Annotated in this window: 26 protein-coding genes and 1 riboswitch; of the genes, 16 read left to right on the top strand and 10 right to left on the bottom strand. The window is 68.9% G+C overall.

What is annotated here, in order from left to right; genetic code table 11:
• Positions 1-687: a TetR/AcrR family transcriptional regulator gene (locus ACZ5BU_RS28585; RefSeq protein ID WP_465703516.1), complete on the top strand. Its 687-nt coding sequence runs from the start codon at positions 1-3 to the stop codon at positions 685-687.
• Positions 688-758: 71 nt separating this feature from the next.
• On the top strand, positions 759-944 hold the full coding sequence (locus tag ACZ5BU_RS28580; RefSeq protein WP_465703515.1) for a YegP family protein: 186 nt from the start codon (positions 759-761) through the stop codon (positions 942-944).
• A 52-nt stretch (positions 945-996) separates the two neighbouring features.
• Here ACZ5BU_RS28580 and ACZ5BU_RS28575 read toward each other — a convergent pair whose 3' ends face one another.
• Positions 997-1,359 (bottom strand): YciI family protein, encoded by a 363-nt coding sequence (locus ACZ5BU_RS28575; RefSeq protein WP_465703514.1) that lies wholly within the window; start codon positions 1,357-1,359, stop codon positions 997-999.
• 95 nt (positions 1,360-1,454) lie between these two features.
• On the opposite strand from ACZ5BU_RS28575, the gene ACZ5BU_RS28570 reads away from it, so the two are divergent.
• The 3 genes from ACZ5BU_RS28570 (at position 1,455) to ACZ5BU_RS28560 (ending at position 4,135) form a co-directional block, all read left to right on the top strand.
• On the top strand, positions 1,455-2,417 hold the full coding sequence (locus ACZ5BU_RS28570; RefSeq protein ID WP_465703513.1) for a threo-3-hydroxy-L-aspartate ammonia-lyase: 963 nt from the start codon (positions 1,455-1,457) through the stop codon (positions 2,415-2,417).
• 294 nt (positions 2,418-2,711) lie between these two features.
• Positions 2,712-2,880, top strand: a riboswitch (cyclic di-AMP (ydaO/yuaA leader).
• Complete coding sequence (locus tag ACZ5BU_RS28565; protein WP_465703512.1) at positions 2,880-3,731, top strand: C40 family peptidase; 852 nt, start codon at positions 2,880-2,882, stop codon at positions 3,729-3,731. It overlaps the preceding riboswitch by 1 nt.
• A 167-nt stretch (positions 3,732-3,898) precedes the next feature.
• Positions 3,899-4,135, top strand: a complete 237-nt coding sequence (locus ACZ5BU_RS28560; RefSeq protein ID WP_465703511.1) for a hypothetical protein — start codon at positions 3,899-3,901, stop codon at positions 4,133-4,135.
• Positions 4,136-4,145: 10 nt separating this feature from the next.
• Here ACZ5BU_RS28560 and ACZ5BU_RS28555 read toward each other — a convergent pair whose 3' ends face one another.
• Both ACZ5BU_RS28555 and ACZ5BU_RS28550 read right to left on the bottom strand, forming a co-directional pair.
• The gene (locus ACZ5BU_RS28555; RefSeq protein ID WP_465703510.1) at positions 4,146-4,802 is read right to left on the bottom strand and encodes a response regulator; all 657 of its coding nucleotides are present in this window, start codon (positions 4,800-4,802) and stop codon (positions 4,146-4,148) included.
• On the bottom strand, positions 4,799-5,989 hold the full coding sequence (locus ACZ5BU_RS28550; RefSeq protein ID WP_465703509.1) for a sensor histidine kinase: 1,191 nt from the start codon (positions 5,987-5,989) through the stop codon (positions 4,799-4,801). Before ACZ5BU_RS28550 ends, ACZ5BU_RS28555 begins: the two co-directional genes overlap by 4 nt.
• Positions 5,990-6,132: 143 nt before the next feature.
• Here ACZ5BU_RS28550 and ACZ5BU_RS28545 point away from each other — a divergent pair, with 143 nt between their 5' ends.
• From ACZ5BU_RS28545 to ACZ5BU_RS28535, 3 genes are all read left to right on the top strand, one after another.
• A complete protein-coding gene (locus tag ACZ5BU_RS28545; RefSeq protein WP_465703508.1) occupies positions 6,133-7,017 on the top strand; it encodes an ABC transporter ATP-binding protein in 885 nt (294 codons plus the stop codon).
• Positions 7,018-7,044: 27 nt separating this feature from the next.
• Positions 7,045-7,851 carry an ABC transporter permease gene (locus ACZ5BU_RS28540; RefSeq protein ID WP_465703507.1) on the top strand — a complete coding sequence of 269 codons (807 nt, stop codon included), beginning with the start codon at positions 7,045-7,047 and terminating at the stop codon, positions 7,849-7,851.
• Positions 7,852-8,057: 206 nt separating this feature from the next.
• Positions 8,058-8,243, top strand: a complete 186-nt coding sequence (locus ACZ5BU_RS28535; RefSeq protein WP_355474918.1) for a DUF3073 domain-containing protein — start codon at positions 8,058-8,060, stop codon at positions 8,241-8,243.
• Between the two features lie 280 nt (positions 8,244-8,523).
• Here the strand turns inward: ACZ5BU_RS28535 and purM are convergent, their stop codons facing one another.
• Together purM and purF are read right to left on the bottom strand one after the other, a co-directional pair.
• Positions 8,524-9,597: a phosphoribosylformylglycinamidine cyclo-ligase gene (purM, locus tag ACZ5BU_RS28530; RefSeq protein ID WP_465703506.1), complete on the bottom strand. Its 1,074-nt coding sequence runs from the start codon at positions 9,595-9,597 to the stop codon at positions 8,524-8,526.
• A gap of 30 nt (positions 9,598-9,627) precedes the next feature.
• Entirely contained in the window at positions 9,628-11,190 is a 1,563-nt protein-coding gene (gene purF, locus ACZ5BU_RS28525; RefSeq protein ID WP_465703505.1) for an amidophosphoribosyltransferase, read from the bottom strand.
• A 263-nt stretch (positions 11,191-11,453) separates the two neighbouring features.
• On the opposite strand from purF, the gene ACZ5BU_RS28520 reads away from it, so the two are divergent.
• On the top strand, positions 11,454-12,437 hold the full coding sequence (locus ACZ5BU_RS28520) for a helix-turn-helix transcriptional regulator (RefSeq protein ID WP_465703504.1): 984 nt from the start codon (positions 11,454-11,456) through the stop codon (positions 12,435-12,437).
• 238 nt (positions 12,438-12,675) lie between these two features.
• Positions 12,676-13,431: a helix-turn-helix transcriptional regulator gene (locus tag ACZ5BU_RS28515; RefSeq protein ID WP_465703503.1), complete on the top strand. Its 756-nt coding sequence runs from the start codon at positions 12,676-12,678 to the stop codon at positions 13,429-13,431.
• A 404-nt stretch (positions 13,432-13,835) separates the two neighbouring features.
• Here ACZ5BU_RS28515 and ACZ5BU_RS28510 read toward each other — a convergent pair whose 3' ends face one another.
• From ACZ5BU_RS28510 to ACZ5BU_RS28490, 5 genes are all read right to left on the bottom strand, one after another.
• A complete protein-coding gene (locus ACZ5BU_RS28510; RefSeq protein WP_465703502.1) occupies positions 13,836-15,206 on the bottom strand; it encodes an NAD(P)(+) transhydrogenase (Re/Si-specific) subunit beta in 1,371 nt (456 codons plus the stop codon).
• Entirely contained in the window at positions 15,203-15,508 is a 306-nt protein-coding gene (locus ACZ5BU_RS28505; RefSeq protein ID WP_465703501.1) for an NAD(P) transhydrogenase subunit alpha part 2, read from the bottom strand. The genes ACZ5BU_RS28510 and ACZ5BU_RS28505 overlap by 4 nt, the downstream gene beginning before the upstream one ends.
• On the bottom strand, positions 15,505-16,629 hold the full coding sequence (locus tag ACZ5BU_RS28500) for an NAD(P) transhydrogenase subunit alpha (RefSeq protein ID WP_465703500.1): 1,125 nt from the start codon (positions 16,627-16,629) through the stop codon (positions 15,505-15,507). Before ACZ5BU_RS28500 ends, ACZ5BU_RS28505 begins: the two co-directional genes overlap by 4 nt.
• A gap of 205 nt (positions 16,630-16,834) precedes the next feature.
• Positions 16,835-18,172 carry a M20/M25/M40 family metallo-hydrolase gene (locus ACZ5BU_RS28495; RefSeq protein WP_465703499.1) on the bottom strand — a complete coding sequence of 446 codons (1,338 nt, stop codon included), beginning with the start codon at positions 18,170-18,172 and terminating at the stop codon, positions 16,835-16,837.
• A gap of 45 nt (positions 18,173-18,217) precedes the next feature.
• Positions 18,218-19,630, bottom strand: coding sequence for a serine/threonine-protein kinase (locus tag ACZ5BU_RS28490; protein WP_465703498.1), 1,413 nt, complete (start codon positions 19,628-19,630; stop codon positions 18,218-18,220).
• Positions 19,631-19,802: 172 nt separating this feature from the next.
• Between ACZ5BU_RS28490 and ACZ5BU_RS28485 the strand changes: the two genes are divergently transcribed.
• From ACZ5BU_RS28485 to ACZ5BU_RS28460, 6 genes are read left to right on the top strand one after another with little or no spacing between them, the layout of a single operon-like run.
• Positions 19,803-20,969 (top strand): hypothetical protein, encoded by a 1,167-nt coding sequence (locus ACZ5BU_RS28485; RefSeq protein WP_465703497.1) that lies wholly within the window; start codon positions 19,803-19,805, stop codon positions 20,967-20,969.
• A 55-nt stretch (positions 20,970-21,024) separates the two neighbouring features.
• Entirely contained in the window at positions 21,025-21,759 is a 735-nt protein-coding gene (locus ACZ5BU_RS28480; protein ID WP_465703496.1) for a metallophosphoesterase family protein, read from the top strand.
• A 17-nt stretch (positions 21,760-21,776) separates the two neighbouring features.
• Positions 21,777-22,901 (top strand): histidine kinase, encoded by a 1,125-nt coding sequence (locus tag ACZ5BU_RS28475; RefSeq protein ID WP_465703495.1) that lies wholly within the window; start codon positions 21,777-21,779, stop codon positions 22,899-22,901.
• A 9-nt stretch (positions 22,902-22,910) separates the two neighbouring features.
• Positions 22,911-23,654, top strand: coding sequence for a LytR/AlgR family response regulator transcription factor (locus tag ACZ5BU_RS28470; protein ID WP_465703494.1), 744 nt, complete (start codon positions 22,911-22,913; stop codon positions 23,652-23,654).
• A complete protein-coding gene (locus ACZ5BU_RS28465) occupies positions 23,651-24,031 on the top strand; it encodes a hypothetical protein (RefSeq protein ID WP_465703493.1) in 381 nt (126 codons plus the stop codon). The genes ACZ5BU_RS28470 and ACZ5BU_RS28465 overlap by 4 nt, the downstream gene beginning before the upstream one ends.
• A 2-nt stretch (positions 24,032-24,033) precedes the next feature.
• Positions 24,034-25,572 carry a sodium/solute symporter gene (locus tag ACZ5BU_RS28460; RefSeq protein ID WP_465703492.1) on the top strand — a complete coding sequence of 513 codons (1,539 nt, stop codon included), beginning with the start codon at positions 24,034-24,036 and terminating at the stop codon, positions 25,570-25,572.
• The last annotated feature ends 11 nt before the right edge of the window (positions 25,573-25,583 follow it).

Raw genomic sequence — 25,583 nt, 5'->3', positions numbered from 1 at the left:
GTGATCACCAAGGAGACCGCCCGCCGGCTCGATCCGGAGCGGGTCGTGGACACCGCGCTGGCCATCGCCGACGACGAAGGGCCGGCCGCTGTCTCGTTCCGGAAGCTGGCCGCCGAGCACGACGTCACCCCGATGGCGATGTACCGGCACTTCAAGGACAAGGACGACCTGCTCGCGGCGCTGGGCGACCGGCTGCTCGCGGACGTCGTACTGCCCGAGCCGACCGACGAGCCGTGGGACCAGCAGCTGCACGCGCTGCTGACCGCGTTCGTCGACGCGCTCCGCGGTCACCCGCGGCTGGCTGACCTCACCTTGGTCCGGATCCTGGTCGCCGAGCCCGGTCTCGCGCTTGCTGAACGGGCGCTGGCCCTGCTGGTCGAGGGCGGCTTCTCGGTCGACGACGCGGCCGAGGTCGGCCGGCAGTCGATCTGCTCGCTGATCTCGCTCGTCACCACGGACCCGATCGCCCGCGAGGTGAGCGACCCCGAGGCCCGGGAGGCGTCGCTGCGCCGCAAGCGGGCCTCGCTCGGCGCGCTCTCGCCCACGCAGTACCCGCTGATCACCGCCGCGGCCGGCTCGCTGATCTGCCCGTCGTCCCGCGACCGGTACTACACGATCGGCGTCGACCTGGTCGTGGCCGGCATCCGCGGCCTTCTCGATCAGCCGACACTGAGAACGGGTGTCTGAGCCGCACGAACCCGCCCGAGAGGACTACGCTCCGAAACTGAGCGATACCACTCTCTATGGAGGTACATCGAATGGCGGGGAAGTTCGAGCTGTACAAGGACAAGTCCGGCGAGTTCCGGTTCCGCTTGAAGGCCGGGAACGGCGAAGTGATCGCAACCAGCAGCGAGAGCTACCAGACCAAGGCCTCAGCGCTGAACGGGATCGACTCGATCAAGCGGAACGCCGCCGAGGCGAACGTCGACGACCAGACCGACTGAAACCTCAAGAAAACAAGGGGTTCTCCACCGCGGGTGGAGAACCCCTTCGGTTTCAGATCCCGTCGGCGAACACCACGCCGCGGATCTCCACCCCGAGCCCCTCGATGGACGCGTCCGGGATCATCGCCGCCAGCTCGGCCGCCCGCTCGCGGGACGCGACGTCGATCAGGTAGAAGCCGCCGAGGAACTCCTTCGACTCCACGAACGGCCCGTCGGTCACCGCCGGTACGCCGTTGCGCACCTTCACGACCGCGGACTCCGCGGGCTGTGTCAGTGCCAGCGTGCCGGCGAACTCCCCGGACGCCTTGATCGTGTCCATGAACTTCTGGTGCCCGGCACCGATGGCCTGCTGCTCCTCCTCCGGCAGGGCCTCGAGCACCTCGGTGTTGATGTTGAGGATCAGTAGGTACTTCACGATGTCTCCTTCGGACCCGGCTCCCGCCGATCGGGCGCCTTCATCCATCAGTACGGAGCGGGCCGGCGCGTCTTGACATGCTCTAGCGTCTCTCTATGACCGGGCTGAGTCTCACAGATGTCCAGGCCGCCGCGGACCGGCTCGCCGGGGTGGCGCACCGTACGCCGGTACTCACCTCGCGGACGCTCGACGAACGGGTCGGGGCGCAGGTGTTCCTCAAGGCGGAGAACTTCCAGCGGATCGGCGCGTTCAAGTTCCGCGGCGCGTACAACGCGATCAGCCGGCTCGGTCCGGAGCAGCTCGCGGCGGGCGTGGCGGCGTACTCGTCCGGGAACCACGCGCAGGCGGTCGCGCTGGCGGCGCGGCTGGCCGGTACGCCGGCGGTGATCCTGATGCCGGAGGACGCCCCGCCGACGAAGCTGGCCGCGACCCGCGGGTACGGGGCGGAGGTGGTGACGTACGACCGGTACACGCAGGACCGAACCGCCCTGGCGCAGGAGCTGGCCGCGGAGCGTGGGCGGACGCTCATCCCGCCGTACGACCACTACGACGTGATGGCTGGGCAGGGCACCGTCGCGCTCGAGCTGATCGAGGAGGTCGGGCACCTCGGGGCACTGCTCGTCCCGGTCGGCGGTGGTGGGCTGATGGCCGGCTGTGCGACCGCGGCGACGATGCTGTCGCCGGGGATCCGGATGATCGGGGTCGAGCCGGAGGCGGGCGACGACCACGCCCGGTCGCTGGCGGCGGGTGAGCGGCAGCAGATCGCCGTACCGCGGACGATCGCGGACGGGCAGGCGATCGCGACGCCGGGCGAGCTGACGTTCGCGGTGAACCGGAAGCTGGTCGAGTCGTTCGAGCTGGTCAGCGACGCGGAGATCGTGGCCGCGATGGCGTTCGCGTTCGAGCGGCTGAAGATCGTTCTGGAGCCGAGCGGAGCGAGTGCGCTGGCCGCGTTGCTGGCCGGGCGGATCCACGGCCTGCCGGAGCGCGTCGGAGTGGTGCTCTCCGGCGGAAACGTGGGTCTGGAACGCTTCCGGGAGCTGCTCGGAACTAGCTGAACGCGAAAGGACTTTAGGGTGCCCTGACCACCCTCTGTGCTCGTTGTCACAGAAAGCCACCAGCGAATGTGACCGAGGTCACACCAAAACCTTGAATTGCCGCCTCCGCCCCGCTCAGACGCGCTCAGGACACCTGGTGTTCACCCACACTTGCTGAGCCGTCAGAGGCCCTTTCAGGGCCTTTTGAGAACGACATTGTGGATCTGAGGGTTTGCGTCGTGATCGTTCTGTTATACAGTCGTCGGCGGTTCGGTAACCAACACGAATTGCACACGAGTCAACGCCGAGCTCCGCCAGGCTCGTGTGCTCCCCTCGAATACCAATGGCGGAGGTGGGGGACCCAGGAAGTTGGGTCTCGACCGTGAGTGGTCGAAACCCTGGGGTGAAGTCCGCGGGAGCGGACCGGGCTATCAATCCCAGCCCGAACCCGACAGCTAACTTCACAGGCGTCGGGAGACAACCATGCCCGTCACTGCCCGACGGACGTCGCTTTCGCGCGCCGTCAACGCTGAGTCCAGTACTGACCGGCCCACCGGCCGGACCCTGGCGAAGCACCGCCGTTCCTCCCGTCCGGGGACCCCCCGGGCCGCAGCCGCCGTCCTCTCGGTCGGCCTCGCTGTCGGCGGTGGAGCCGCCCTCAGCGTCACCACCACCGCGGCCCCGGCGTCCGCGTCGACGACCGCCATGACCGCTGCCCAGCAGCGCGGTCACACCAGCATCCCGAGCCGGCCCCTCCTCCGGCTCGGCGACTCCGGCCCGACCGTCAAGTACGTCCAGAAGGCCCTGCACCTGGGTCCGGACGGCTACTTCGGCAGCAGCACCGTCCGGATCCTGAAGAAGTTCCAGACGTCGTGGGGCCTGAAGGCCACCGGTTACACCGACAAGAAGACGTGGGGCCGGCTGACCTGGGCCGCGAAGCACAAGGTGCTGTACGGCAACCACGGCGTCTCGACCGGTACGACGACCTTCCGGGCCAAGGTGCTCCGCGAGGCCGCCAAGCTCAAGGGCACGCCGTACCGCTACGGCGGCACGACCACCCGCGGCTTCGACTGCTCCGGCTACACCGGCTTCGTGTACAAGTACGCCGGCAAGAAGCTGCCGCGTACGGCGCGTCAGCAGTACGCCGCGACCAAGCACATCAGCCGCAGCGCCGCGAAGCCGGGCGACCTGGTGTTCTTCCGCAACGGTGGCGGCGGCGTGTACCACGTCGGCATCTACGCGGGCTCGAACATGCTGTGGCACTCGTCGCGGCCGGGACGTCCGGTCGCCAAGGCGAAGATCTGGACCAGCAGCATCGCCTTCGGGCGCGTCTGAGTCCTGACCGGCCGGCACCCTTCCCCCAAGTGGGCGCCGGCCGGTCGTCAGCGTCCTCTCCCCCAGGCACGCTGACTCCGAAACCGGTCCGAGCCGTCGATCCCCCACCCCTCCGACGGCCGGGCCGGTTTCCTGTTCGTTCATCGCCGCTGCCTAGACTGACCGGCGTGAAGCGCCTGACCGTGGGGTTCTGGATCGCCGCGGTGGCGTTGGAGAGCTACGGCACCATGCATGCGATGTCGGCCAAGGCGGACGCGACCGGGAAGCCGTTCTGGCGGGTGCTGTTCTCCGGGCAGGAGTTCTTCGTCTGGCACGGCGCCCCGGCGTGGTACTACCCGGTGCTGATCGGGCTCACCGTCTTCACCGGGGCCCTCACTGCCGTGTACGTCTTCTCGCGCGATTAGGAGACGTGCCCTAATCGTCGAGCAGGCCCGCTTCGTACGCCAGGATCGCCACCTGGACGCGGTTCGTCGCGTCCAGCTTCACCAGGGCCCTGGAAACGTGGGCCTTCACGGTGGCCTCGCTCATGAACAGCTTCCGGCCGATGTCGGCGTTCTGCAGGCCGCGGCCGACCTCGACCAGCACCTCTCGCTCGCGTTCGGTGAGCTTGGCGATCCGCTCCTGGGCGGCCCGCTTCCGGTCGGCCCGCGGGTCCCCGGCGAAGTGCCCGATCAGCCGCCGGGTCACCGCCGGCGACAGCATCGCCTCGCCGGCCGCGACCACCTTGATCGCCTGTACGAGCTCCCGCGGCGGCGTGTCCTTCAGCAGGAACCCGCTCGCCCCGGCCTGCAACGCCCGGAACACGTAGTCGTCCAGGTCGAACGTGGTCAGTACGACGATCTTCGGCGGGTCCGGCAGCGCCTGTACCTCCCGCGTCGCGGCCAGTCCGTCCAGCCGCGGCATCCGGATGTCCATCAGGACGACGTCCGGCCGGTGCTCCTTCACCATCGAGGCGGCGTCCGCGCCGTCCTCGGCCTCGGCGACCACCTCGAGCTCGGGATCGGACTCGAGGATCATCTTCAGCCCGGCCCGCACCAGCGCCTCGTCGTCGACGATCAGCAGCCGTGTCATCGTTCTCCTTCGTCCACGAGCACTGGCTCGCTGTCCTGCCGATGGTCGTCCCACGGTATCCAGGCCTCGACCCGCCAGCCGCCGTCCGGCGTCGGCCCTGTGGACAGCCGGCCACCGGTCAGCTGCACCCGCTCGCGGAGACCGACCAGCCCGGCGCCGGCACCAGGCAGCAGTGAACCAGCCGCCACCGGCCGTACGTTCGTCACCCTCACCGTCACGCCGTCACCGCGGGCGCCGTGCACCTCGACATCGGTCGCCGCGCCGCGGGCGTGCTTGTGGACGTTCGTCAGCGACTCCTGGACGATCCGGTAGACCGTGCGCCCGACCAGGACCGGTACGTCGTCCGGCAGCGCACCGTCGTACCCCACGGTCACGCCGGCGTCCCGCGACGCGGCGATCAGCCGCTCCAGGTCGGCCGCCTTCGGGACCGGGGCCAGGTCGGCACCGGCCACGCTGACGTCGGTCCGCAGTACGCCGAGGACCTCGCGAAGGTCCTCCATCGCCTGCCGGGCCGTCTCGCGGATCAGCCGGGCGGAACCCTCGACCCGGTCCGGGCCGACCGTCGGGTTCACCTCGAGGCCGCCGGCGTGCAGCGCGATCAGCGAGACCTTATGGGCCAGTACGTCGTGCATCTCCTGGGCGATCCGGGCCCGCTCGCCCAGCCGGGCCTGCTCACTGCGCAGCTCGCGCTCGGCCTCGGCCCGCTCGGCGCGGTCCCGCAGCGACGCCATCAGGTCGCGGCGCGCACCGACGTACGCACCGATGGCGATCCAGGTGCCGACCAGGAAGGGCCCGGTGAAGACCGACACCCAGACCTGGTTCCGGTTGCCCAGCCCGTAGAGGACGTACGCGGCGTACGCGGCCAGACCGAGGACGGCCAGCGCGAGGTCGCGGCGGCGGATCGCCAACGTCAGCAGGGCGAGGCCCATCGGGACGAAGATTCCCCCGGTGAGCATTGCGAGGACGGCGATCGCGGTGACGGTCACCGGGAACCGGCGGCGCCACAACAGGGCGATCGAGGCAACAATGCCGGCGCCCAGCACGTACCAGTCCTTGGGGCTCCAGCCGCCTCCGCCGGACGCGGCCTGCGCGACGATGGTCAGCAGGCTGAAGCAGACGTACAGGATGTCGCGCAGCCGCGGGGCATGCCTGATCCACCAGGCATACCACTCGCGCAACCGTCGCATTCCGTCACTGTAGTTCGACCGACGACGCGATCACGTCCCCCTTCCGGGTGGGTTCCAGGGCCGTCCCGGACGACTTTCGTAGGGGGTAGCTGCAGTCGGTCGTCCGATGTGCGGCAGGGGGTCCGGACGGTTGACTCGATGTCATGATCACCGTCGAGAACCTGACCAAGCGCTACGGCAGCACCACGGCTGTCCAGGACGTGTCGTTCACCGTCCAGCCGGGGAGCATCACCGGCTTCCTCGGGCCGAACGGCGCCGGCAAGTCCACCACGCTGCGGATGCTCACCGGGCTGACGCCGCCGAGCTCGGGCACCGCCACCATCACCGGCAAGCGGTACGCCGACCTGCCGAACCCGGGCCGGGTCGTCGGGGTCATGCTGGACGCCGCCGCGCAGCACCCAGGCCGGACCGGCCGCGAGACTCTGCTGCTGAACGCCAGCCTCCTCGGGGTGCCGAAGACGCGCGCCGACGAGATGCTCGAGGCGGTCGGCCTCAGCCACGCCGCGAAGCGCCGCGTCGGTCAGTACTCGCTCGGTATGCGGCAGCGGCTCGGTATCGCCAGCGCCCTGCTCGGCGACCCGGCCGTACTGATCCTCGACGAGCCTGCCAACGGTATGGACCCCGAGGGCATCCGGTGGATGCGTGGACTGCTGCAGGACTTCGCCGCCCGCGGTGGCACCGTGATCCTGTCCAGCCACCTGCTCGGTGAGGTCCAGGCGACCGTCGACCGGCTGGTCGTGATCGGCGGCGGCCGGATCGTCGCCAACGGCTCGCTGGACGAGCTGCTCGCCGGTTCCGGCACGCTCGTCCGCGGTCTCGACCCGGCCGGTCTGCGCGCGGCGCTGACCACCGCCGGCCTGCAGGCCGAGCCGGCCCAGGACGGCGCGCTGCGCGTCGACGCCACCGCCGAGCAGGTCGGGCGCGCCGCCGCCGCTGCCGGTCAGATCCTGCTCGAACTCCGCCAGAGCGACGGTGCCGGCCTGGAGGACCTGTTCTTCCAGCTCACCGCCACGCCTGCCGCCGCCTGATCACCCACCTTCTTCCTGGAGACTTTGATGACCACCGTGACCGACGTCGCGCCCGTGACGAACGCCAAGCACCGCAGCGAGGTGGCGACCAGCCTGCCGCCCGCCCGCGGTCAGTCCTTTCTGAAGCTCGTCACGATCGAGCTCCGCAAGTCCGTCAACACCCGCAGCGGCCGGGTGCTGATCGCCGCGATCCTGCTGGTCGCGATCGCCGCGCTGACCTGGCAGGCGACCCACCTGCCTACGCGGGGAGCCGGCTTCGACGGGTTCCTCGGCGCCGCGTCCACCGGGGTGATGCTGTTGCTGCCGGTGATCGGCGTGATGGCGATGACGTCGGAGTGGACCCAGCGGACCGCGCTGACCACGTTCACGCTGTCGCCGCGCCGGGTCCGGGTACAGCTGGCGAAGTTCGTCTCGGCGGTCGTGCTGAGCGTGGTCGTGATGACCGGGGTCGTCGCGGTGGCGCTCGCCACCACGGCCCTGACCGGGGCGCTGACCGACCGCACGATGTCGTACGCCGGCCTCGGCGGGCAGCTGGTCGGGGCGTACCTGACCGTCGCGCTGAACGTCGTCATGGGCGCCGCGTTCGGTGCGGTGATCCCGCAGACCGCGGTCGCGATCCTGGCGTTCTTCATCGCGCCGACCGCCTGGTCGCTGGCCGGCCCGGCACTGTTCAAGGACAACGCGAACTGGCTGGACGTGTTCGGCGCGCTCGGGCGGATCGCGGAGCGTGACCTGCACGGGATGGTGCCGGAGACGCTCACCGCGGTGGGGGTCTGGATCGTCCTGCCGACCATCGTCGGACTGTGGGCAAGCTCACGTCGCGAGGTCAAGTAGCGGGGGATCTGACGCGGTGGGACGGGCCGGTTCGAGGGGATCGGCCCGCCCCACCGATGCTGTGATCGGACCTCTGGAAGGCCCGGCCCGGGGGCGGTGCGTGTGTCGATCCTCAGCTCCGGGTATCCTTGAACCACGATTACTGACGACTGATCCGTGGGCGCCACGCAGCGTACCCGGTTGACTTGTGCGAGGGGGTCGACGCTATGGGGCGCGGCCGTGCAAAGGCCAAGCAGACGAAGGTCGCACGCGACCTGAAGTACCGCACCTGGGACACCGACTTGGACCAGCTCAAGCGAGAGCTGTCCGGTGAGCAGGGTGGGAACAGTTCTGCGAACGGCGACAACGACGGCGACGACTACGACGCCGACGACTACCACCCCCGTCGGTAAGCATCATCAGCCCGGCTGAGCTGCTCAAGCGCCTCTCAGGTGCCTGAGCAGTTCACCGTGCGCCCGACGTGTTCCATCACATCAGCACCTGCTGTGGCGGATCAGCGGATCGAACAGCCCGAGGCGTCGGGCCGCTCGATCGGGATCCGCCGTCAGGGGGCGACTGAGGATCCCGTGCACTCCGCCGAGCATTGCTGCCCGGCGGAGCGTGCTGGCAGCTCGTCGTCGCTGGTTTCCTTGTGGTCGGCGCTCTCACACTGACGAGTGCTGCGCCTGGGCGCTACTTTGCGTACGTGCCTTCGAGGGTCACCGTGCCGCCAGGAGTCGCGGTGACTTCGCCGCAGACCCACGCGGGGATGTCCCGCGCGCCCAGCGCCTGGATCGCGGCGTCGGCTGCGGACGGGTCCAGTACGGCGACCATTCCGGCGCCCATGTTCAGCGTCTTCTCGAGCTCCGGCAGTGCGACGTCGCCGAGCAGCCCGACCAGCCCGAAGATCGGCGCCGGCGTCCACGTCGACCGGTCGATCCGGACCGACAGCTGGTCCGGGATCACCCGCGCCAGGTTCGCCGCGAACCCACCGCCGGTGATGTGCGACATCGCGTGCAGCGGCCGGTCGTCGCCGCCGTTCAGCTCCTCGATCAGCTCCAGACAGTGCTTCGCGTACACCCGCGTCGGCGTCAGCAGCACCTCGCCGAGCGACGTACCAAGCTCCGGCACCATCCGGTCCAGCGTCCACTTGGCCCGGTCGAAGAACACGTGCCGCACCAGGCTGTACCCGTTCGAGTGCAGCCCCGACGACGCCATCGCCAGTACGACGTCACCTGCACGCACCCGCTCCGCGCCGAGCACCTCGTCCGCCTCGACCACACCGGTCGCCGCGCCGGCCACGTCGTACTCGTCCGGCTCCAGCAGGCCCGGGTGCTCCGCGGTCTCGCCGCCGACCAGCGCCGTACCGGCCTCGACACACGCCTCGGCGATGCCCCTCACGATCTGCGCGATCGTCTCCGGCACCACCTTGCCGGTGCAGATGTAGTCGGTCATGAACAGCGGCTCCGCGCCGCACACCACCAGGTCGTCGACGACCATCCCGACCAGGTCGAACCCGATCGTGTCGTGCTTGCCGAGCTTCTGCGCGATCGCGACCTTGGTCCCGATCCCGTCGGTCGACGTCGCCAGCAGCGGCCGCCGGTACGACGTCAGCGCGGTCGCGTCGAACAGCCCGGCGAACCCGCCGAGCCCGCCGACCACCTCCGGGCGGGTCGCCTTCGCCACCCACTCCTTCATCAGCTCGACGGCCCGGTCACCGGCCTCGATGTCGACCCCGGCGGCGGCGTAGCTCGCGCCTTCGCTCACTGTTCTTCTCTCCCTGGTGCGGCTCTTGTACTACGGGCGGCTGAGGGCGTCGGCGGCACCGGCTCCACCGGCCACCGTCGCGAGTCCGTCGGCGTCGGTCCGCACCGGGTCCTCCAGCAGGTGCTTGCCGAGCTGCTCGGGATCCGGCAGCGCGACCGGGTACACCCCGTCGAAGCACGCCCGGCAGAGCCGGTCCATCGGGACGGTGGTCGCCTCGACCAGGCCGTCCAGGCTGATGTACCCGAGCGAGTCGGCGCCGAGCGAACGGCAGATCTCCTCGGTGTTCAGCCCGTTCGCGATCAGCTCGGCGCGGCTGGCGAAGTCGATCCCGTAGAAACAGGGCCACTTCACCGGCGGCGCGGTGATCCGGACGTGGATCTCCTTCGCGCCGGCCTCGCGCAGCATCCGGATCACGGCGCGCTGGGTGTTGCCGCGGACGATCGTGTCGTCGACGACCACCAGGCGTTTGCCCTCGATCACCTCGCGGAGCGGGTTCAGCTTCAGCCGGATGCCGAGCTGACGGATCGTCTGGCTCGGCTGGATGAACGTCCGGCCGACGTACGCGTTCTTCACCAGGCCGGAGCCGTACGGGATCCCGGACTCCTCGGCGTACCCGATCGCGCCCGGCGTACCGGACTCGGGCGTCGCGATCACCAGGTCGGCCTCGGCCGGGTGCTCCTGGGCGAGCTTGCGGCCGATCTCGACCCGGGTCGAGTAGATCCGCTGTCCGGAGATCTGGGTGTCCGGACGGGCCAGGTACACGAACTCGAACAGGCAGCCCTTCGGGTCCGGCTCGGCGAACTTCGTCGACCGCAGCCCCTCGGCGTCGACGGCGACGATCTCGCCCGGCTCGACCTCGCGGATGAAACTCGCACCGCAGATGTCGAGGGCGGCGGTCTCGCTGGCGATCACCCAGCCGCGCTCCAGCCGGCCGAGCACCAGCGGGCGGATGCCCTGCGGGTCGCGGGCTGCGTACAGGGTGTTCTCGTCCATGAAGATCAGGCTGTAGGCACCCTTGACCTTCGGGAGGATCTTCGCGGCCGCCTGCTCGATGGTGAGTTCCGGGTACCCGGCCAGCATCGAGGTGAGGATGTCGGTGTCGCTCGAGGCGCCGTGCTTGGCGTTCGCCTTCGCGTGGTCGACCTCGGCGTCCAGACCGAGATCCAGATCACCCTCGCCGTTCAGACTCGCGGCGAGCTCGCTGGTGTTGGTCAGGTTCCCGTTGTGCCCGAGCGCGATCGACCCGGTCGCCGTGGACCGGAACGTCGGCTGCGCGTTCGCCCAGACGCTGGACCCGGTCGTCGAGTACCGGCAGTGACCGATCGCGATATGCCCCCGCAACGACGCCAGCGTCGCCTCGTCGAAGGCCTGGCTGACCAGCCCCATGTCTTTGTAGACGAGTATCTGGCTCCCGTTACTGACCGCGATCCCCGCCGACTCCTGCCCCCGGTGCTGCAAGGCGTAGAGCCCGAAGTACGTCAGTTTGGCAACCTCTTCACCCGGCGCCCAGACCCCGAAGACGCCACAAGCGTCCTGCGGACCCAGATCCTGCGGGTCGAGTTCATGAGTAAGCCGACCATCGCCACGAGCCACACGAGCAGTCTACGGGACTCCCCGGACACCACCGACCAGCGTCTACCAGCAGACGTGGCCAATGCAGCCGGGCTCGGCGCCGGACGCCACGAACGACTCCGCGGGGGTACCTGCGAAGAGAATCAGGGCGAGACCGACTACTGTCAGCACCTTCTTGATCACGTATCGTCCCTTCAGAAATAATCCGAACCCACCATGGGTGCTCAAATGTCGACGCACTCTGTATATGGTCAGTTCCGACATAGATCTGGAGGAGAAGGACAGTGCTCGAGCCGCTGGGGGTGGACGAAGCCACTTTCGCGGTCTATCGCGCCCTTCTCAGCCATCCAGACAGTACGCCCGAGCAGATTGCAGCGCTAGTAGACCGCTCGACAAGCGACGTCCAGGAGCTGATGGACAAGCTCAGGCGGCTCGAACTTCTGGTCCCGACCTGGACCAACCCGGACGGTGAACACGCGGTTCATCCCCGAGTCGGGCTTACCGGCCTTGCGGAACGACGGCGCACCGAGTTGAACAGGGCACTCGGCGAGCTGAAAGAGGCTGAGGCGTCCGCCGAGGTCATCGCCGAGCAGTACAACGAGCTGCTGACATCGCGGACCAGTGGAGACGTCGAGATCCTCAAAGGACGCGCCAACGCATCGCGTCGGATCGAGGAGCTCGCGTTGAAGACGAAGGACACGTCCTGGGGCCTGGTTCCGGCACACTTCGACGAGTCGGTTCCGAAGACCCTGCGGTCACCGGACGTAGAGCTCCTCGACCGAGGTGTCCGGATGCGAACGGTGTATCTGCAGAGCATGACCGCGTCGAAGCAGGCCATGGAGTACGCCGAGACGATGCACCGGCTCGGCGGCGAGATCCGGGTAACGCCGACATTGCCGATGCGCCTGATCCTCTTCGACCAGGAGATCGCGATCATGCCGATGGACCCGGAGAACCCGACCGCCGGCGCAGTGATCCATCGAACCCCGGCTGTCGTCTCCGTCGCCTTGGCGCTCTTCGACGCCTATTGGTCCCGCGCCACCGAGATGTTCGACCCCGACGACCGCGACGACGAGACCCCGCTGACCCCCCACGAGTCCGAAGTACTGCGTCTCCTGGCAGGCGGCGCCAAGGACGAGCAGGTCGCCCGTCTACTCGGCATCTCCCTCCGCACCGCCCGCCGCATCACCGCCAACCTCTCCGAACGCCTAGACGCCGCCAGCCGCTTCGAACTCGGAGTAGCCGCAGCCAAGCGCGGCTGGGTCTGACTGCGTTGTTCGACTCGTCGGGCCTGACGGAGGACCTGCTCAATGCATACCGGGTCCTACTGCAGCGGCCGGACCTCGGTAGGGCAACACGGCTCGACGAACTCGCCGCAGAGATCGGCCGTACGACGGACCAAACATCCCGAGACCTGCAGCAGCTACGCGAGATGGGTTTCGTGGTACCCAGCTGGTTCGAGGGCGTGGAGTACCCGCTCGATCCAGCACTTCGCATTCGGCCGACTTGCCGACAGCCGGCAGCCGGCAAATTGACGCACTGAGCGAAGAACTCCGGTCAGACAAGCTCGCTGCGGACAGATTCACGGCAGGCCTTGCGAATTTCCTGACTCAGCGAACTGCCCACGATGTCGAGATCCTTGACGGCCTCGAACTCGCCAACCAGAGAATGCAGCGCTTCGAGCCGAAGAGGTCGATGTGGGCATTCCTGCAAGATGCAAGCATCGGCAACTGGGATCCTGAGACCTTCCCCGACCGGCCACATCTCGAACGCGGAGTGGAGTTGCGCTATCTCATCCCAGAAGCAACACGCAAACGACCGGGGTCGCGCGAGATTCTGGAATTCATAGTCAGCCTCGGCGGCAAGGTTCGTATCTCGCCGTCGGTTCCGTTCCGAATGATCATCTTCGACAACGAGTCTGCGGTGATCGGGATCAATCCCGATGACACCACTGTCGGCGCCGTCGTGCACCACAGCCGTGCTGTCGTGCGGTTGGCAACGGAACTCCATCTGAGCTACTGGGACAGGGCGGCCGAGCCGTTTGCGGAGGAGCAGTGGGCTCGGGATGGTGGGATCGGCGCTCAGGAGCGGGAGTTTCTTCGGCTTCTGGTGCACGGGGCTACTGATGAGCAGGTGGCGCGGAAGCTTGGGGTTTCGCTGCGGACTGTGCGGCGGATTGCGGCTAAGTTGAGTGAGCAGGTGGGGGCTTCGGGGCGGTTCGAGTTGGGGGTTCGGGCGGCGCAGCGGGGGTGGGTTGAGTAGTTAGCCCCAGTCCCAGGCTCGGGTAATGGGGTTGTGTGGGCGGCGCAATGTGACTCCTTCGGTTGGTGGGCGCGAGAGGAATGGGTGCGCCGCCCGAAGTTCCCGCTGATGGAAGTCAAACAGATGTGCGATTGGGGCAACAACAGATCCGCCTGGCCGGGGGAGGTCGTTGGCCGGGGGCGGCCAAGGCCCAGGGGTCTGTAGATGCACGGGGCTCCCGCCGGGGCCGGGCCCGTGCAGGGGCTGAGGCGCCCATACAGGCGCCCGGGTTCCCGTGGATGGGGCAGGCTCCCGTGATGGGCTGGGCCGGCAGCGGCGGGTTTGTGGAAGCTTTTCGGCACCAGGCGCCGATTAGTTACCACAAACAGCTCGGGCGGCGGCGCGCCAGCCGAGTGTGGGTGGGGTTAGACGGTCTTCAACGCGGCGAGGAGTTTGGTTAGGGAGTCTCGGGCGTCGCCGAAGAGGAGGGTGGTTCGGGGGTCGTAGAGGAGTTCGTTTTCGATGCCGGCGAAGCCGGGGCGCATGGAGCGTTTGAGGAAGATGACTCGTTGGGCCTCGTCGGCGTTCAGGATCGGCATGCCGTAGATGGGGGCCGACGGGGTGTTGCGGGCGGCCGGGTTGACCACGTCGTTGGCGCCGACTACCAGGACCACGTCGGTCGTCTTGAAATCGCCGTTGATGTCGTCCATCTCGCGAAGTTGTTCGTACGGGACCTGGGCCTCGGCCAGCAGTACGTTCATGTGGCCGGGCATCCGGCCGGCGACGGGGTGGATGGCGTAGTCCACCTTCACGCCGCGGGACTGCAGTTCCTCGACCAGGTCGCGCAGCGTGTGCTGCGCCTGGGCGACGGCGAGTCCGTACCCGGGCACGACGATGACCTTGTTCGCGTACCCGAGCAGGATCGCGACATCCTCCGGACCACCCGAGATCACCGGCCGATCGGACGCGGTACCGGCACCCAACGTCGATCCACCACGTACGGCGCCGAACAGGATGTTGAACACGGACCGCCCCATCGCGTCCGCCATCAGCTTCGTCAGCAACGTACCGGCCGCACCGACCAGCGTGCCCGCGACCAGGAGCAGCGTGTTGCCGAGCACGTAACCGCCGGCCGCGACCGTCAACCCGGTGAAGGCGTTCAGCAACGAGATGACGATCGGTACGTCGGCACCGCCGACCGGCAGCACCAGCATCACGCCGATCGCGAGACCGACGAGGCAGAGCAGTACGCCGACCCACACGCGCGGGTCCGACACCAGCCACGCCCCGAGCGCGATCCCACCGAGTACCGACGCGACGAACAGCACCGGCAGACCGGGGAACGTCACCGGCCGCGTCGTCATCAACTCCTGCAGCTTCGCGAACGTCACCACCGAGCCGGCGAAGCTGATCGCACCGACGAGAATCGTGAACGCGGTAGCGGTCGCCGCCACGGTGGCGTCCGCCGGGACCTCGCCGAGTTCGAGCAGCGCGACCAGTGCGGCCGCGCCACCACCAACACCGTTGAACAAGGCAACGAGCTGCGGCATCTGCGTCATCTGCACGCGCCGCGAGCCGATCACACCGCCGATCGTGCCGATGATCAGCGCGATCAGGATCGGCGCCAGGTGATTCGGCTTGTAGGCGGCGAACGTGATCAGCACCGCGAGTACGGCACCGGCCGCACCGATCAGGTTGCCGGACCGCGCGCTCCGCGGTGACGACAGTGCCTTCAGCGCGACGATGAAGCAGACCGCGGAGACCAGATACCCGATCTGGGCCCAGGTGGGGATCACTTCTGCAGCTCCTTCTTGCGGGCCCCTGGACCTTTGAACATCTCGAGCATCCGGTCGGTGACCACGAACCCACCGACCATGTTCACCGTCGCCAGGACGACGGCGAGCAGCCCGACGATCATCACGATCACCGAGTCGGTGGCGCCGGTGACGATGATGGCGCCGACCAGGATGACGCCGTGGATGGCGTTCGCCCCGGACATCAGCGGGGTGTGCAGGGTCGAGGAGACCTTGCTGATCACCTCGACGCCGACGAAGGCCGCGAGGACGAAGATCGTCAGCAGCGCGATCGATTGACTCATGTCTGCGGTCCTTCCAGAAGAGCGCGGGTCGGCTCGTGCAGGATGCTGCCGTCGTGGGTGACGCAGCAGCCGCGGACGATTTCGTCGTCGAAGTCCGGGTCGAAGGCGGCGTCCCGGGTCATCAGCCGGATCAGGTTCGCGATGTTCTGGCCGTACAGCCGGGACGCCGGGCCGGCCATCTGGGACGGCACGTTCGCGCCGCCCCAGACCAGTGCGTCGCCGATGGTCAGTTCGGTACCGGCGACCGAGCCCTCGACGTTGCCGCCCTGCTCGGAGGCCAGGTCGACGACGACCGACCCGGGCTTCATCTGCTCGACCATCGAACGGGTGACCAGAAGAGGCGCGGTCCGGCCCGGTACGGCGGCCGTCGTGATCAGGGCGTCCGCGGCGGCAACGTACGGCGCGAGCAGTTCACGCTGGAGCTGCGAGCGTTCCGGGGTCATCTCGCGGGCGTATCCGCCCGGTCCGTCGAGGGTGCCGAGCTCGAGCTCGATCGGTACGGCGCCCATCGACGCGATCTCCTCCGCAGCGGCGGTGCGGACGTCGTACGCCTTGACGACCGCGCCGAGGCGCTTGCAGGTGGCGATCGCCTGCAGGCCGGCCACACCCGCGCCGAGGACGAGCACCTGGGCCGGCGGGACGGTACCGGCCGCGGTCATGTTCAGCGGGAAGAACCGGGGCAGCCGTTCGGCGGCGACGATCGCGGCCCGGTACCCGGCGACCAGGGCCTGCGAGGACAGCGCGTCCATCGACTGGGCCCGGGAGATCCGCGGGATCAGCTCCATCGCGAACGCGGTCAGCTTGGCCCGGGTGGCGGTCCGTACCACATCCGGCGGGTTGGTCGGCAGGAACGACATCAGCGCCGTACCGGCGTGCAACCGCTGCAGGCGTTCGCGTTCCAGCGGTTGCACCGAGGCCACGATGGTGGCGGCGTGATCGGCGCCCCAGGCAACCTCGGCGCCGGCCTCGCGGTACTGGTCGTCGGAGAACAGCGCGCGTTCACCGGCGGCCGGCTCGACCGCGACCTCGTACCCGAGCTCGATCAGTTTCGCGACATGTTCCGGCACCAGCGCGACCCGGCGCTCGGCCGGTCTGGTCTCCCGTACGACTGCGATCTTCACTCGCCGAAACCTATGCCAAACACTGGGTCGCCGGAAAGCCCGATGGGTGACTCGTGATGATGTTCGCTCGAGTGCCGGCGGCGTCCAGGTGCGTGCATCGCAAGGCGGAGGAGCGTCCTCGATGCGGGTTTCATCGTGGATGCTCCTCCAACGCAGCGAGGTGCGTGCCTGGGCGTCGCCGGTGCCGAGTGAGCGTCATCACGAGTCACCTGGCCTGGTTGGCCAGGTTCTGAAGAAGCAGAGCCTCGGCCAGGCAGACCTTGCGGAACTCGGCGAGGTGCAGACCCTCGTCGATCCCGTGCGCGCGGGTGTCCGGATCCTCGACGCCGGTGACCAGGATGGTCGCCTGCGGGAAGGCCTGCTGGAACTCGGCGATGAACGGGATCGAGCCGCCCATCCCCATGTCGACAGGCTCGACGCCCCACGCTTCCTGGAAGGCCGAACGGGCCGCTTCGTACCCGGCGCCGCGGGCGTTCACGCTGCACGGCTGGCCGGTCTGGCCCTCGGTCACGGTGACCTGCGCACCCCACGGCGCGTGGTTCTCCAGGTGCTCCTTGAGGGCCGCGCTCGCCTTGATCGCGTCGTCGCCGGGCGCGACCCGCAGGCTGACCTTGGCCCGCGCGACCGGTACCAGCGTGTTGCTGGCCTCGGCCACCGACGGCGCGTCGATGCCGACGACGGAGACGGCCGGGCGGGTCCAGAGCCGGTCGACGAGCGAGCCGGAACCGGTCAGCCGGACGGAGTCCAGTACGGACGACTCGGCGCGCAGCCGATCCTCCGGGTACACGACGTCGGCAGCGCGGGACGCGTGCAGACCGTCGACCGCGACGTCGCCCTTGTCGTCGTGCAGAGTCGCGAGCAGCCGGCACAGCGCGGACAGCGCGTCCGGGATCGGGCCGCCGAAGAGGCCGGAGTGGACGGCGTGGTCAAGCGTTCGAACCTCGACGTACGACTCGACCAGGCCGCGCAGCGACACCGTGAGCGCGGGTCGCCCGACCTCCCAGTTGCCGGAGTCGGCGATCACGATCGCGTCCGCGGCCAGCTCGTCCGAGTACTCGTCGAGCAGCTGCAGCAGGGTCGGCGAGCCGATCTCCTCCTCGCCCTCGACGAAGACCGTCACGCCCACCGGCAGATCGTTGCCGAAGGCCCGTACGGCGGCGAGGTGCGCGGCGATCCCGGCCTTGTCGTCGGCGGCGCCCCGCCCGTACAGCCGGTCGTCCCGCTCGGTCGGCTCGAACGGGTCCGAGGTCCACTGCTCGACCGGTCCGGTCGGCTGGACGTCGTGGTGCGCGTACAGCAGCACAGTCGGCTTCCCGGCCGGGGCCGGCTTCTTCGCGATCACGGCCGGCGCACCGTCGCCGGCGCGGACGATCTGCACCGTGAACCCTTCGGCCTCGAACAGCGCCGCGGTCGCCTCGGCGGAGCGCTGGACGTCGGCCGCGCGGGCCGGTTCGTAACTGACCGACGGGATCCGGATGAGGTCCTCGAGGTCGGCACGGACACTGGGCAGAACGCGGTCGATGGCCGCAGACAGGTCAGTCATGAGGCCTACGGTACGGCGTCCGTTCGCAGGCCCGACGCCGGTGCCTTACGGCTTGTACGTCGCGGAGTTCAGCACCGAGGTCCGGGTCTTCGCGTCGTCGGCCCGGACCTGAACGTGCAGCAGGGTGTTGTTGCCTACGAGGCGGTACTGCTCGACGATGCCCGGGCCTGCCCCACAGCCGAGCTGGAACGTCGCGGCGGCGCTCTGCACGTCCGCGTTGCTCACCGTGCAGCCGGACGGCGGCGTGACAGTTCTCGGCACGGCTGCCGCGTTCACGACGCCGAGGAAGACGCCCTCGGTCGCGGCGTCGGTCTGCCACTTCGTCGTGCTGGTACTGACCAGAAGCGACTGCCCGTCGGTAACAGCCTTCTGCCCCCAAGCACGCGGGACATCCACGGCCAGCTTGTCGTTCTTCACCTCGACCGGGCGGGTCAGGACGTACTGGTAGCCGCCGTAGCCGCCTGCTGCGGCCAGGACTACTGCAGCCAGTGCTGTGAAGACGCCTGCTCGGCGGGAGCGCTTGGGCTTGCTGGCGACTGTTGGCTCGTTGGTGCTGGCCAGTGCGGTTGCCTGGTCGACCGGTGCGCTCGTTCCTGTCGGCGCGGGCATCTCTGCGGCCGGTACCAGGCGCGCAGGGACCTTGCCGGTGGTGTGTGCCTCACGCAGGGCATTGAGGAAGCTGTCGAGGTCCGGCCAGCGCTGGTCGCGGTCCGGCTCGAGTGCACGCCGTACGACGACATCGATCGCGTCCGGGATGTCCGCGCGCAGCGTGGTCATCGAAGGCGGTGGCTTCTCGATCTGCATCACTGCGCCGAGTGTGGCCACACCGTGCGGCGCCTGGCCGGTGAAGGCGGCGTACGCGACGGCGCCGAGCGAGTACAGGTCGGCGCGGTGGTCGAGACGTTCGCCCATCACCTGTTCGGGGGCGACGTACGCCGGGGTGCCGCCGGGCATGGTGATCCGCGAGACCTCGGCCAGCGACTTGCCCAGGCCGAGGTCGGACAGCATCGCGCGGTCGCCGTTCGGGTCGGTGCGAAACAGCACGTTGGCCGGCTTCACATCCCGGTGCAGGACGCCGCGGGCGTGCAGGTGCTTCAGGCCGCGGCCGACCTGGGTGATGATCCGGACCGCTTCGCCGAACTCGAGCGGGCCGGCCTTGATCCGGTCCGCGAGCGTGCCGCCGTCGGCGTACGTCAGCACCATGAACGGGCGGCCGTCGTCGGCCTCGCCGATGTCGTGCACCCCGACGACGTACAGCGAGTCGACCTTGCGCAGGAACCGCCCCTCGGCCAGGAACCGGCGCCGGACATCCTCGTCCTCGACCCAGTTCTCGGACAGAATCTTGACCGCGACCTCGGCGTCCAGCTGGTCGTCGCGCGCCAGCCAGACAGTCGCGAAACCCCCGGCACCCACCCGGCGGACCAGGGAGTACCTGCCGATCCGGGATGGCTGGTCCATGGCGCAATTATGCTCGATCCGTCCTGCGACTCGATCGCTGGAGTGAACAAAGCGGCATTTCCGGGCGTCACAGTCCCCGAAGCGGGTGGCCGGGCGCCCGCGCCGGCCGTGGTCCGCCGCACGGTCCCGTACCGACCGTGCCCCGACCACGAACGTTCCGAGGAGATCGCCGATGCGAAGGCAGAACGGCCTCCTGGCCGCCCTCGTCGCAGCCGTCGCCGTCGCCGCCGTCGCGGGCGGTGGGGCACTCGCCTACCGCCAGGGCCCGCAGGCCAACGCGGAAGGCGCCGCCGCCGCCCCGCTCTCGGCATCCCCGTCGGCGACTCCTACGCGGCCCACGACGCCCACGACGCCCGCGACGCCGAAGCAGATGCCGACGCCCTCCCCTTCTGCCACCCCGGCCGGTCCCGTGAAGACGAAGCTCGACCTCAAGAAGCTGACCACCGGCCGCGCACCGCAGATCACCTACCTCAGCGGCCGCACCATCCGCGGCGGCGCCGGCGAGGACGTCACCGTCCCCGGTACCACCGACATCCAGGCGGTCGCCCGGCTCGGTGCCTCGTCGCTCGCCGTGGTCACCAAGGGCTTCGGCAACGAGCTGCTCACGCTGGACAGCACCGGCCAGATCACCCGCCACACGCCCGACGTCACCCAGCTCGTCACCACCGACGACGGCGGAGCCGCGGCGTACGCCGGTACCAAGCTGAACGACACCGGCGAGCAACTGCCCGGCGTCACCGTCTACGCCGAACAGGCCGCGTCCCAAAGCGTCCAGAAGGTCACCCTCCCCGACATCTGGAACACCACGCTGCACGCGTACGTCGATGGCAAGGTCTACTTCGACGGATCGACAACGCGGAACGGCGCCACTGCCCTGTACGAGTGGACGCCGGGCGAGTCGAAGCCCGTGATGCTGAAGGCCGTTCCAAGGCCGCTCGCGGTGTCCAGCATCGGCACGGCTGCTTCACTGACCACTCTTGCCAACCAGAGCAGCTGCAGCAGCCTGCTGACAGTCCCCACCGGCAAACGCCTGTGGCGGACCTGCGACTACATGATCACGGGCTTCACGCTGGACGGGTCGACTGTCATCGCGGGCTCCAAGTACCAGGACGGGTACGGCGACGGCATCACGGCCGCACTGGACGCCAAGAACGGGACCCTGCTGCACGTGTGGTCCGGCGTCTTCCGGCAGGCGGTCCCTGAGGACGACCAGCACCTGCTGCTGCTCGCTGACGACGGTGAAGGTACGCCGGCGTCGATCGTCCGCTGCACCATCTCCACCGGCGCCTGTGAGCTGGCGACTCCGCCGGGCAAGGGCAACCTGCTGATCGGCGCGTGATCTGCCGGGAGCAGATTGGCCTGTGTTTGCAGGTGTTTTGCAGGAGACTGCGGGCATGACGATTGCAGTACTCGCTGACATTCATGGGGTTTTGCCCGCGTTGGAAGCTGTTCTGGCTGAGCCGGACGTGCAGGCGGCGGATGCCGTCGTGCTGGCCGGGGACATTGCCAGTGGGCCGCAGCCGGTGGAGACGTTGGATCTGCTCGAGGCGTTGGGTGATCGGGCGGTGTGGGTGCGTGGGAACGCGGATCGTGAGCTGGTGGAGATGGTGCGCGGGACGTTCGTCGGCGAACCGCCGGATGCGGTGAGTCCGTGGGCCGCCAACCAGTTGCGGGACAACCAGGTCGAGTTGCTGGCTCAGCTGCCGACGACCGTGACCATCGGGGATATCCTGTTCTGCCATGCCACCCCTCGCGACGACATCGAGATGGTGTTGGTGGACAGTCCGATCTCCCGGTGGGCTGAGGTGTTCACCGGACTGCCCGAGGGAGTAAGGACGGTCGTCTGCGGCCACACGCACATGCCGTTCGCCCGTCAGGTCGATCGACGGCTCGTGGTGAACGCAGGCAGCGTCGGCATGCCGTACGGCGCACCTGGTCCCAGCTGGGCGCTCCTGACAGTAGACGGCGTACAGCTGCGTCGGTCCGCGCTGGACGCCAAGGCGGCAGCGGACCGGATCGTCAGCGAGTCGACGTACCCGGGACGCGAGGAGTGGGTAGCGGAGTACCTGCTGCACACGTACTCCGACACGGAGGCGCTGGAGGCGTTCAGACCGCGCGCGGAGGGCTGAGCGGTTACCGTCAAGGAGTGTTCGCGCGCCGGCGGAAGCATTTCGGGACTCCGGCCGACAAGGCCACGTATGCGACCCTGCATACCGCCTCGTTGGCCAGCCCGCACCTGCGCGAAGGCCTGACCCCGGCTGCGGCGGGCAAGGCCAGCCGCCACCTGCGAGACCTCCTGGGTACGGCGGCCATCGCGATCTGCGACTCGTCCGGCGTACTGGCCTGGGACGGCATCGGTGGACCGTACGAGAGCAACCACCGCCGCGACGCCAAGGACCTGGCCGCGCCGACGCTCCGCTCGGGCCGTACCGCAGTACTGGGCGCACACGACGTAGCCTGCGGGGACCCGCAGTGCCCCATCCGTACTGCGGTGGTCGCGCCAATCGTCACTGAAGAACGAGTCGTTGCCGTGCTGGTCGCGTACAGCAACAGCACCTCGGCCGCACTGGTCAGAGCCACCGAAGAGGTAGCCCGCTGGGTCTCCGGCCAGGTAGAGCTGGCAGAGCTCAACAAAGAGCGGACGCGGGCAATGGAGGCGGAACTGCGCGCTCTACGCGCTCAGATCAGCCCGCACTTCATCTACAACGCTCTGGCCGCCATAGCGTCGTTCGTCCGCACAGACCCCGAGCGGGCGCGTGAACTGCTCCTGGAGTTCGCTGACTTCTCCCGGTACGCACTGCGGCGTGGCGGCGAGTTCACGACCCTGGCGGACGAGCTGCGCAACGTAGAGCGGTACCTGGTCCTGGAGCAGGCCCGCTTCGGCGAGAGGCTCAAGGTGTCGTTGCAGATCGCCCCTGAAGTGCTGCCGGTGGTCATCCCGTTCCTGGTCGTGCAGCCACTCGTGGAGAACGCGGTACGGCACGGCCTCGAGTCCGGGGCCGGGTCGATCACCATCCGCGCCCGGGACCGGATCAACGAGGCCGAGATCAGCGTCGAGGACGACGGCGCCGGCAGCGACCCGGAGGTGATCCGGGCGGCCCTGTCCGGCGCTTCCAGCAGCGACTCCGTCGGCCTCGGCAACGTCGACGCACGGCTTCGCCAGGTGTACGGCGACGCGTACGGCCTGGTGGTGGAGACCGCGGTGGACGCCGGGACCAAGGTGACGTTCCGGATCCCCAAATACTCCTCAGGGGTGCATGCGTCCCCTTAGAGTCGCCCTATGGCCGACACTCCCCTGCGCGTGCTCGTTGCGGACGACGAGGAGCCTGCCCTGGCCGAACTGGTGTACCTGCTGGGCCAGGACCCCCGGATCGGCGAGATCCGGACGGCGTCGAACGGCCCGGACGCGCTCAAGATCCTGCAGGCGACCGACCTGGACGTGGTGTTCTGCGACATCAAGATGCCCGGACTCGACGGCATCGACCTGGCCCGGGTGCTGTCGAAGTTCGCGAGCCGGCCGCAGATCGTGTTCGTGACGGCGTACGACGAGCACGCGGTGGCGGCGTTCGACCTGGAGGCCACCGACTACGTGATGAAGCCGGTCCGGCAGGAGCGGCTGGCCGAGGCGGTACGTCGGGTGGTCACGCAGGGCGCTCCGACCGCGCTGCAGTCACCGGACGAGACGGAGGACGAGGTCATCCCGGTAGAGCTCGCGGGCGTCACCAGGTTCGTCCAGCGCTCCACAGTGCGGTACGTCGAAGCTCAGGGCGACTACGCGCGCCTGCACACCGGCCAGAACTCTCATCTCGTACGCATCCCGTTGAGCACGCTGGAGGAACGCTGGCGCGACGCGGGCTTCACGCGGATCCACCGCAGCACACTGGTCGCTCTGCAACACGTCGACGAGATGCGGGTGGACGGCGGCCGCTGCTCGGTCCGGGTCGGTGACGACTGGCTCCCGGTCAGCCGACGGCACACCCGCGAGCTCCGCGACCTCCTCGTCCGTCCGACCTCACTCCGATGAGCACGCCGGACGGACCGCGCCGGGTACGCGTCACCAGCCCGCGAGCCGGCGCCGCCCGCCGTCCGCTGACGCCTGCAGGTACGCGTGAGATCGACGAGCAGACCCGGCTCGGCCAGGTCTACATGCAGTCGCTGGTCCAGTCGCAGCTGCGGCTCACGCTGGCCGTCATCGGCGGCGTACTACTTGTCCTCGGCAGCATCCCCCTCCTGTTCTGGCTGGTCCCTCCGACGCGCACCCTGTCCGTGCTGGGTCTCCCACTCCCCTGGGTGATCCTGGGCATCCTGGTGTACCCAGTGGTGTACGTCGCCGCGCGCATCTACGTCCGCAACGCGGAGCGGATCGAGGCGGAGTTCACCGAGTTCGTGGGACGGCAGTAGCGATGTCCTCCGCGATCAGCGTGGCTGCGATCGGCCTGGTGGTGCTGGCGACGATCGGGATCGGGCTGTTCGGTCTGCGGATCTCTCGCACCACCAGCGACTTCTACGTCGCCAGCCGCGCGGTCTCACCCCGCTGGAACGCGTCAGCGATCAGCGGCGAGTACCTGTCCGCTGCGTCATTCCTGGGCGTCGCTGGACTCGTACTGGTCAACGGCGCGGACATGCTGTGGTTCTCTGTCGGCTACACCGTCGGCTACCTGATGCTTCTGGTTCTCGTAGCCGCTCCACTCCGACGGTCTGGTGCGTACACATTGCCGGACTTCGCAGAGACCCGCTTCGAGTCAGCCGCCGTACGACGGATCTGTGCCGGCCTGGTGGTCGGTATCGGGACGCTCTACCTACTCCCACAACTGCAAGGCGCCGGGCTGGCGGTCCAGACAGTCACGGGCGCACCACCACAGGTCGGAGCCGCAGTGGTCGCGGTGATCGTGGTGATCAACGTGGCCGCGGGCGGGATGCGGTCGATCACGTTCGTCCAGGCGTTCCAGTACTGGCTCAAGCTGACCGCGCTGGCCGCACCGATCTTCGTCATCCTGCTCCTCTGGCACCAGCCGACCGGCGTGCTCGATTCGCTGCACGGCGCCGCGGCCGAGTGGGCCGAGCCGCTGTCCCGCGCGGGCGGCCGGGACCACCCGTTGTACGCGACCTATTCGTTGCTGTTGGCCCTTTGTTTCGGAACGATGGGCCTCCCGCACGTCCTGGTCCGCTTCTACACCAACCCCGACGGCCGCGCGGCTCGTCGTACCACCGTCGTCGTCCTGGCGTTGCTCGGCCTGTTCTACCTCTTCCCGCCGATGTACGCCGTACTCGGCCGGACGTTCGCGCCCGATCTGGTGAGCACCGGCGGGGACACCGTCGTACTCGAGCTGCCCGGGCGCGTTTTCCCTGGTACAGCAGGGGATCTGCTCGGGGCACTCGTCGCGGCCGGGGCGTTCGCGGCGTTCCTCTCGACGTCGTCCGGGCTGACCGTCGCGATCGCCGGCGTGATCGACCAGGACCTGTTGCGGAGCCGGCTGCATCGCTGGACGGGCGGGGACTACGTCGCGGTCAACAGCTTCCGGATCGCGGCGCTGTTCGCGATGGTCGTGCCGTACCTCGCGTTCACGGTGACCGGTGCGTTGAGTCTCGCGGACACCGTCGGGCTCGCGTTCGCGCTGGCCGCGTCAACGTTCTGCCCGTTGCTCGTACTCGGCATCTGGTGGCGCCGGATGTCGACGACCGGCGCCGCGGCCGGGCTGGTCGTCGGCGGGATCGCGGCCAGCGCGGCGGCGCTGGTGAACGTGTCCGGCGCCCCGCAGGGCGGTTGGCCGCGCGCGCTCGTCGGCCAGCCCGCCGCGTGGACGATGCCGCTCGCGTTCCTTGCCGTCATCGTCGTCTCGAAGCTCACCCCGGACCGGATCCCGGCCGGCACCGCCCGCAGCATGGTCCGCCTGCACACCCCGGAAGCCGTCGACGTCGATCGTGGCCTCCCGTCGCGCTGACCGTTCGTCGT

Source organism: Kribbella sp. NPDC031520 (assembly GCF_055580825.1).
Note: the sequence above shows the minus strand (reverse complement) of the source record. Positions and strands in the feature narration are given on the sequence as shown.

What these genes read in the sequence shown, in the direction of transcription:
- ACZ5BU_RS28470 (WP_465703494.1), top strand. Translation starts at nt 22,911, where the DNA reads ATGGCCGACACTCCCCTGCGCGTGCTCGTTGCGGACGACGAGGAGCCT.
- ACZ5BU_RS28485 (WP_465703497.1), top strand. Translation starts at nt 19,803, where the DNA reads ATGCGAAGGCAGAACGGCCTCCTGGCCGCCCTCGTCGCAGCCGTCGCC.
- ACZ5BU_RS28570 (WP_465703513.1), top strand. Translation starts at nt 1,455, where the DNA reads ATGACCGGGCTGAGTCTCACAGATGTCCAGGCCGCCGCGGACCGGCTC.
- ACZ5BU_RS28490 (WP_465703498.1), bottom strand. Translation starts at nt 19,630, where the DNA reads ATGGACCAGCCATCCCGGATCGGCAGGTACTCCCTGGTCCGCCGGGTG.
- ACZ5BU_RS28550 (WP_465703509.1), bottom strand. Translation starts at nt 5,989, where the DNA reads ATGCGACGGTTGCGCGAGTGGTATGCCTGGTGGATCAGGCATGCCCCG.
- ACZ5BU_RS28565 (WP_465703512.1), top strand. Translation starts at nt 2,880, where the DNA reads ATGCCCGTCACTGCCCGACGGACGTCGCTTTCGCGCGCCGTCAACGCT.
- ACZ5BU_RS28535 (WP_355474918.1), top strand. Translation starts at nt 8,058, where the DNA reads ATGGGGCGCGGCCGTGCAAAGGCCAAGCAGACGAAGGTCGCACGCGAC.
- ACZ5BU_RS28465 (WP_465703493.1), top strand. Translation starts at nt 23,651, where the DNA reads ATGAGCACGCCGGACGGACCGCGCCGGGTACGCGTCACCAGCCCGCGA.
- ACZ5BU_RS28555 (WP_465703510.1), bottom strand. Translation starts at nt 4,802, where the DNA reads ATGACACGGCTGCTGATCGTCGACGACGAGGCGCTGGTGCGGGCCGGG.
- ACZ5BU_RS28480 (WP_465703496.1), top strand. Translation starts at nt 21,025, where the DNA reads ATGACGATTGCAGTACTCGCTGACATTCATGGGGTTTTGCCCGCGTTG.
- ACZ5BU_RS28495 (WP_465703499.1), bottom strand. Translation starts at nt 18,172, where the DNA reads ATGACTGACCTGTCTGCGGCCATCGACCGCGTTCTGCCCAGTGTCCGT.
- ACZ5BU_RS28505 (WP_465703501.1), bottom strand. Translation starts at nt 15,508, where the DNA reads ATGAGTCAATCGATCGCGCTGCTGACGATCTTCGTCCTCGCGGCCTTC.
- ACZ5BU_RS28545 (WP_465703508.1), top strand. Translation starts at nt 6,133, where the DNA reads ATGATCACCGTCGAGAACCTGACCAAGCGCTACGGCAGCACCACGGCT.
- ACZ5BU_RS28540 (WP_465703507.1), top strand. Translation starts at nt 7,045, where the DNA reads ATGACCACCGTGACCGACGTCGCGCCCGTGACGAACGCCAAGCACCGC.
- ACZ5BU_RS28460 (WP_465703492.1), top strand. Translation starts at nt 24,034, where the DNA reads ATGTCCTCCGCGATCAGCGTGGCTGCGATCGGCCTGGTGGTGCTGGCG.
- ACZ5BU_RS28580 (WP_465703515.1), top strand. Translation starts at nt 759, where the DNA reads ATGGCGGGGAAGTTCGAGCTGTACAAGGACAAGTCCGGCGAGTTCCGG.